The 5,872-nt window shown below is 50.9% G+C and carries 1 protein-coding gene, 2 tRNA genes and 3 rRNA genes; all 6 read left to right on the top strand.

The genetic code is table 11. The features are described from left to right. Positions 1-140 precede the first annotated feature (140 nt). Positions 141-1,681 (top strand): 16S ribosomal RNA (locus tag Q9J32_RS09965). A gap of 100 nt (positions 1,682-1,781) precedes the next feature. Beyond that, a tRNA-Ile gene (locus Q9J32_RS09960) sits at positions 1,782-1,858 on the top strand. Between the two features lie 6 nt (positions 1,859-1,864). Continuing rightward, a tRNA-Ala gene (locus tag Q9J32_RS09955) sits at positions 1,865-1,940 on the top strand. A 371-nt stretch (positions 1,941-2,311) separates the two neighbouring features. After that, positions 2,312-5,203 (top strand): 23S ribosomal RNA (locus Q9J32_RS09950). 96 nt (positions 5,204-5,299) lie between these two features. After that, positions 5,300-5,413, top strand: a 5S ribosomal RNA gene (gene rrf, locus Q9J32_RS09945). The 16S, 23S and 5S rRNA genes sit together here with 2 tRNA genes alongside, the layout of an rRNA operon. Before the next feature lie 80 nt (positions 5,414-5,493). Beyond that, positions 5,494-5,872, top strand: a 379-nt coding sequence (locus Q9J32_RS09940) for a helix-hairpin-helix domain-containing protein (protein ID WP_373321623.1), incomplete at its 3' end; no start/stop codon positions are given.

Genomic DNA, 5,872 nt, shown 5'->3' with positions numbered 1-5,872 from the left:
AACGCTCTTTAACAAAACAGATTACCGATAAGTGTGAGTGCCTTGAGCCTCACACTGTTTGAAAGACAGACAAGATAATGTTTTGAACATTGTCCTGTCGGTTTCTTTGAAGCAGACCAGAAGTTAAAAAGTTAGAGATTGAACATAAGAGTTTGATCCTGGCTCAGATTGAACGCTGGCGGCATGCTTTACACATGCAAGTCGGACGGCAGCACAGAGAAGCTTGCTTCTCGGGTGGCGAGTGGCGAACGGGTGAGTAACATATCGGAACGTACCGAGTAGTGGGGGATAACTGATCGAAAGATCAGCTAATACCGCATACGTCTTGAGAGAGAAAGCAGGGGACCTTCGGGCCTTGCGCTATTCGAGCGGCCGATATCTGATTAGCTAGTTGGTGGGGTAAAGGCCCACCAAGGCGACGATCAGTAGCGGGTCTGAGAGGATGATCCGCCACACTGGGACTGAGACACGGCCCAGACTCCTACGGGAGGCAGCAGTGGGGAATTTTGGACAATGGGCGCAAGCCTGATCCAGCCATGCCGCGTGTCTGAAGAAGGCCTTCGGGTTGTAAAGGACTTTTGTCAGGGAAGAAAAGGCTGTTGCTAATATCAGCGGCTGATGACGGTACCTGAAGAATAAGCACCGGCTAACTACGTGCCAGCAGCCGCGGTAATACGTAGGGTGCGAGCGTTAATCGGAATTACTGGGCGTAAAGCGAGCGCAGACGGTTACTTAAGCAGGATGTGAAATCCCCGGGCTCAACCTGGGAACTGCGTTCTGAACTGGGTGACTAGAGTGTGTCAGAGGGAGGTAGAATTCCACGTGTAGCAGTGAAATGCGTAGAGATGTGGAGGAATACCGATGGCGAAGGCAGCCTCCTGGGATAACACTGACGTTCATGCTCGAAAGCGTGGGTAGCAAACAGGATTAGATACCCTGGTAGTCCACGCCCTAAACGATGTCAATTAGCTGTTGGGCAACTTGATTGCTTAGTAGCGTAGCTAACGCGTGAAATTGACCGCCTGGGGAGTACGGTCGCAAGATTAAAACTCAAAGGAATTGACGGGGACCCGCACAAGCGGTGGATGATGTGGATTAATTCGATGCAACGCGAAGAACCTTACCTGGTCTTGACATGTACGGAATCCTCCAGAGACGGAGGAGTGCTTTCGGGAGCCGTAACACAGGTGCTGCATGGCTGTCGTCAGCTCGTGTCGTGAGATGTTGGGTTAAGTCCCGCAACGAGCGCAACCCTTGTCATTAGTTGCCATCATTCAGTTGGGCACTCTAATGAGACTGCCGGTGACAAGCCGGAGGAAGGTGGGGATGACGTCAAGTCCTCATGGCCCTTATGACCAGGGCTTCACACGTCATACAATGGTCGGTACAGAGGGTAGCCAAGCCGCGAGGCGGAGCCAATCTCACAAAACCGATCGTAGTCCGGATTGCACTCTGCAACTCGAGTGCATGAAGTCGGAATCGCTAGTAATCGCAGGTCAGCATACTGCGGTGAATACGTTCCCGGGTCTTGTACACACCGCCCGTCACACCATGGGAGTGGGGGATACCAGAAGTAGGTAGGGTAACCGCAAGGAGCCCGCTTACCACGGTATGCTTCATGACTGGGGTGAAGTCGTAACAAGGTAGCCGTAGGGGAACCTGCGGCTGGATCACCTCCTTTCTAGAGAAAGAAGAGGCTTTAGGCATTCACACTTATCGGTAAACTGAAAAGATGCGGAAGAAGCTTGAGTGAAGGCAAGGTTCGCTTAAGAAGAGAATCCGGGTTTGTAGCTCAGCTGGTTAGAGCACACGCTTGATAAGCGTGGGGTCGGAGGTTCAAGTCCTCCCAGACCCACCAATAACGGGGGGCATAGCTCAGTTGGTAGAGCACCTGCTTTGCAAGCAGGGGGTCATCGGTTCGATCCCGTTTGCCTCCACCAAAACTTTGCAAATCAAAGTAATCCTGTTGCTTTTATTTTATTTGTACTTTTATATTTTATAGCAACTTATTTTGATTTGCGGAGTAAAATAACGATGCATCGATCTTTAACAAATTGGAAAGCCGAAATCAACAAACAAAGACAATGAGTTTGTTTTGATTTTTACCTTTTGCAAAGGGTAAAAATCTCTCGCGAGAGAAAAGAAAACAAACACAGTATTTGGGTGATGATTGTATCGACTTAATCCTGAAACACAAAAGGCAGGATTAAGACACAACAAAGCAGTAAGCTTTATCAAAGTAGGAATTTCAAGTTTACTTCCCTAGTCAACGGGTAGGTAAACGAAGTCAAAGAAGTTCTTGAAATGATAGAGTCAAGTGAATAAGTGCATCAGGTGGATGCCTTGGCGATGATAGGCGACGAAGGACGTGTAAGCCTGCGAAAAGCGCGGGGGAGCTGGCAATAAAGCTATGATCCCGCGATGTCCGAATGGGGAAACCCACTGCATTCTGTGCAGTATCCTAAGTTGAATACATAGACTTAGAGAAGCGAACCCGGAGAACTGAACCATCTAAGTACCCGGAGGAAAAGAAATCAACCGAGATTCCGCAAGTAGTGGCGAGCGAACGCGGAGGAGCCTGTACGTGATAACTGTCGAGATAGAAGAACAAGCTGGGAAGCTTGACCATAGTGGGTGATAGTCCCGTATTCGAAATCTCAATAGTGGTACTAAGCGTACGAAAAGTAGGGCGGGACACGTGAAATCCTGTCTGAATATGGGGGGACCATCCTCCAAGGCTAAATACTCATCATCGACCGATAGTGAACCAGTACCGTGAGGGAAAGGCGAAAAGAACCCCGGGAGGGGAGTGAAATAGAACCTGAAACCTGATGCATACAAACAGTGGGAGCACCCTTGTGGTGTGACTGCGTACCTTTTGTATAATGGGTCAACGACTTACATTCAGTAGCGAGCTTAACCGAATAGGGGAGGCGTAGGGAAACCGAGTCTTAATAGGGCGAACAGTTGCTGGGTGTAGACCCGAAACCGAGTGATCTATCCATGGCCAGGTTGAAGGTGCCGTAACAGGTACTGGAGGACCGAACCCACGCATGTTGCAAAATGCGGGGATGAGCTGTGGATAGGGGTGAAAGGCTAAACAAACTCGGAGATAGCTGGTTCTCCCCGAAAACTATTTAGGTAGTGCCTCGAGCAAGACACTGATGGGGGTAAAGCACTGTTATGGCTAGGGGGTTATTGCAACTTACCAACCCATGGCAAACTAAGAATACCATCAAGTGGTTCCTCGGGAGACAGACAGCGGGTGCTAACGTCCGTTGTCAAGAGGGAAACAACCCAGACCGCCAGCTAAGGTCCCAAATGATAGATTAAGTGGTAAACGAAGTGGGAAGGCCCAGACAGCCAGGATGTTGGCTTAGAAGCAGCCATCATTTAAAGAAAGCGTAATAGCTCACTGGTCGAGTCGTCCTGCGCGGAAGATGTAACGGGGCTCAAATCTATAACCGAAGCTGCGGATGCCAGTTTACTGGCATGGTAGGGGAGCGTTCTGTAGGCCGATGAAGGTGCATTGTAAAGTGTGCTGGAGGTATCAGAAGTGCGAATGTTGACATGAGTAGCGATAAAGCGGGTGAAAAGCCCGCTCGCCGAAAGCCCAAGGTTTCCTACGCAACGTTCATCGGCGTAGGGTGAGTCGGCCCCTAAGGCGAGGCAGAAATGCGTAGTCGATGGGAAACAGGTTAATATTCCTGTACTTGATTCAAATGCGATGTGGGGACGGAGAAGGTTAGGTTAGCAAGCTGTTGGAATAGCTTGTTTAAGCCGGTAGGTGGAAGACTTAGGCAAATCCGGGTCTTCTTAACACCGAGAAGTGACGACGAGTGTCTACGGACACGAAGTAACCGATACCACGCTTCCAGGAAAAGCCACTAAGCTTCAGTTTGAATCGAACCGTACCGCAAACCGACACAGGTGGGCAGGATGAGAATTCTAAGGCGCTTGAGAGAACTCGGGAGAAGGAACTCGGCAAATTGATACCGTAACTTCGGGAGAAGGTATGCCCTCTAAGGTTAAGGACTTGCTCCGTAAGCCCTGGAGGGTCGCAGAGAATAGGTGGCTGCGACTGTTTATTAAAAACACAGCACTCTGCTAACACGAAAGTGGACGTATAGGGTGTGACGCCTGCCCGGTGCTGGAAGGTTAATTGAAGATGTGAGAGCATCGGATCGAAGCCCCAGTAAACGGCGGCCGTAACTATAACGGTCCTAAGGTAGCGAAATTCCTTGTCGGGTAAGTTCCGACCCGCACGAATGGCGTAACGATGGCCACACTGTCTCCTCCCGAGACTCAGCGAAGTTGAAGTGGTTGTGAAGATGCAATCTACCCGCTGCTAGACGGAAAGACCCCGTGAACCTTTACTGTAGCTTTGCATTGGACTTTGAAGTCACTTGTGTAGGATAGGTGGGAGGCTTAGAAGCAGAGACGCCAGTCTCTGTGGAGCCGTCCTTGAAATACCACCCTGGTGTCTTTGAGGTTCTAACCCAGACCCGTCATCCGGGTCGGGGACCGTGCATGGTAGGCAGTTTGACTGGGGCGGTCTCCTCCCAAAGCGTAACGGAGGAGTTCGAAGGTTACCTAGGTCCGGTCGGAAATCGGACTGATAGTGCAATGGCAAAAGGTAGCTTAACTGCGAGACCGACAAGTCGAGCAGGTGCGAAAGCAGGACATAGTGATCCGGTGGTTCTGTATGGAAGGGCCATCGCTCAACGGATAAAAGGTACTCCGGGGATAACAGGCTGATTCCGCCCAAGAGTTCATATCGACGGCGGAGTTTGGCACCTCGATGTCGGCTCATCACATCCTGGGGCTGTAGTCGGTCCCAAGGGTATGGCTGTTCGCCATTTAAAGTGGTACGTGAGCTGGGTTTAAAACGTCGTGAGACAGTTTGGTCCCTATCTGCAGTGGGCGTTGGAAGTTTGACGGGGGCTGCTCCTAGTACGAGAGGACCGGAGTGGACGAACCTCTGGTGTACCGGTTGTAACGCCAGTTGCATAGCCGGGTAGCTAAGTTCGGAAGAGATAAGCGCTGAAAGCATCTAAGCGCGAAACTCGCCTGAAGATGAGACTTCCCTTGCGGTTTAACCGCACTAAAGGGTCGTTCGAGACCAGGACGTTGATAGGTGGGGTGTGGAAGCGCGGTAACGCGTGAAGCTAACCCATACTAATTGCTCGTGAGGCTTGACTCTATCATTTGAAGAACTTCAAGAGATAAAAGCTTACTGACTGATTCAGTCATCACCGAATATATTGATTAAGGCTTTACCGATTTGTAACAGTTTAAGTTTGGCGGCCATAGCGAGTTGGTCCCACGCCTTCCCATCCCGAACAGGACCGTGAAACGACTCAGCGCCGATGATAGTGTGGTTCTTCCATGCGAAAGTAGGTCACTGCCAAACATTCTTTCAGAAAACCCCCGATTATTCGGGGGTTTTTGCCTTACCCGCAAAGCGGGTCGGGGAATGCGGGCTTCGGGCGGATGCGGGGCTTGAAGCGTCCGGGTATTCATTTTAAAATGACGCACCTTATCATCCGCAGGATGCGGTTTTATTGTTTGCAACCCTTAAAGGAAAAAACCATGAAGAAAATGTTCGTGCTGTTTTGTATGCTGTTCTCCTGCGCCTTCTCCCTTGCGGCGGTAAACATCAATGCCGCTTCGCCGCAGGAGTTGGAGGCGCTGCCGGGAATAGGTCCGGCGAAGGCGAAGGCCATTGTGGAATACCGTGCGCAAAACGGCGCGTTCAAGTCTGTGGACGATTTGACCAAGGTGAAGGGCATCGGCCCGGCGGTGCTGGCGAAGCTGAAGGACCAGGCTTCGGTCGGCGCGCCCGCACCCAAAGCCCCCGCCAAACCGGCAA

The organism is Neisseria uirgultaei, assembly GCF_962719845.1.
Taxonomy (GTDB): Bacteria; Pseudomonadota; Gammaproteobacteria; order Burkholderiales; family Neisseriaceae; genus Neisseria; species Neisseria bergeri.
This window is presented reverse-complemented; position numbering and strand designations above follow the sequence as displayed.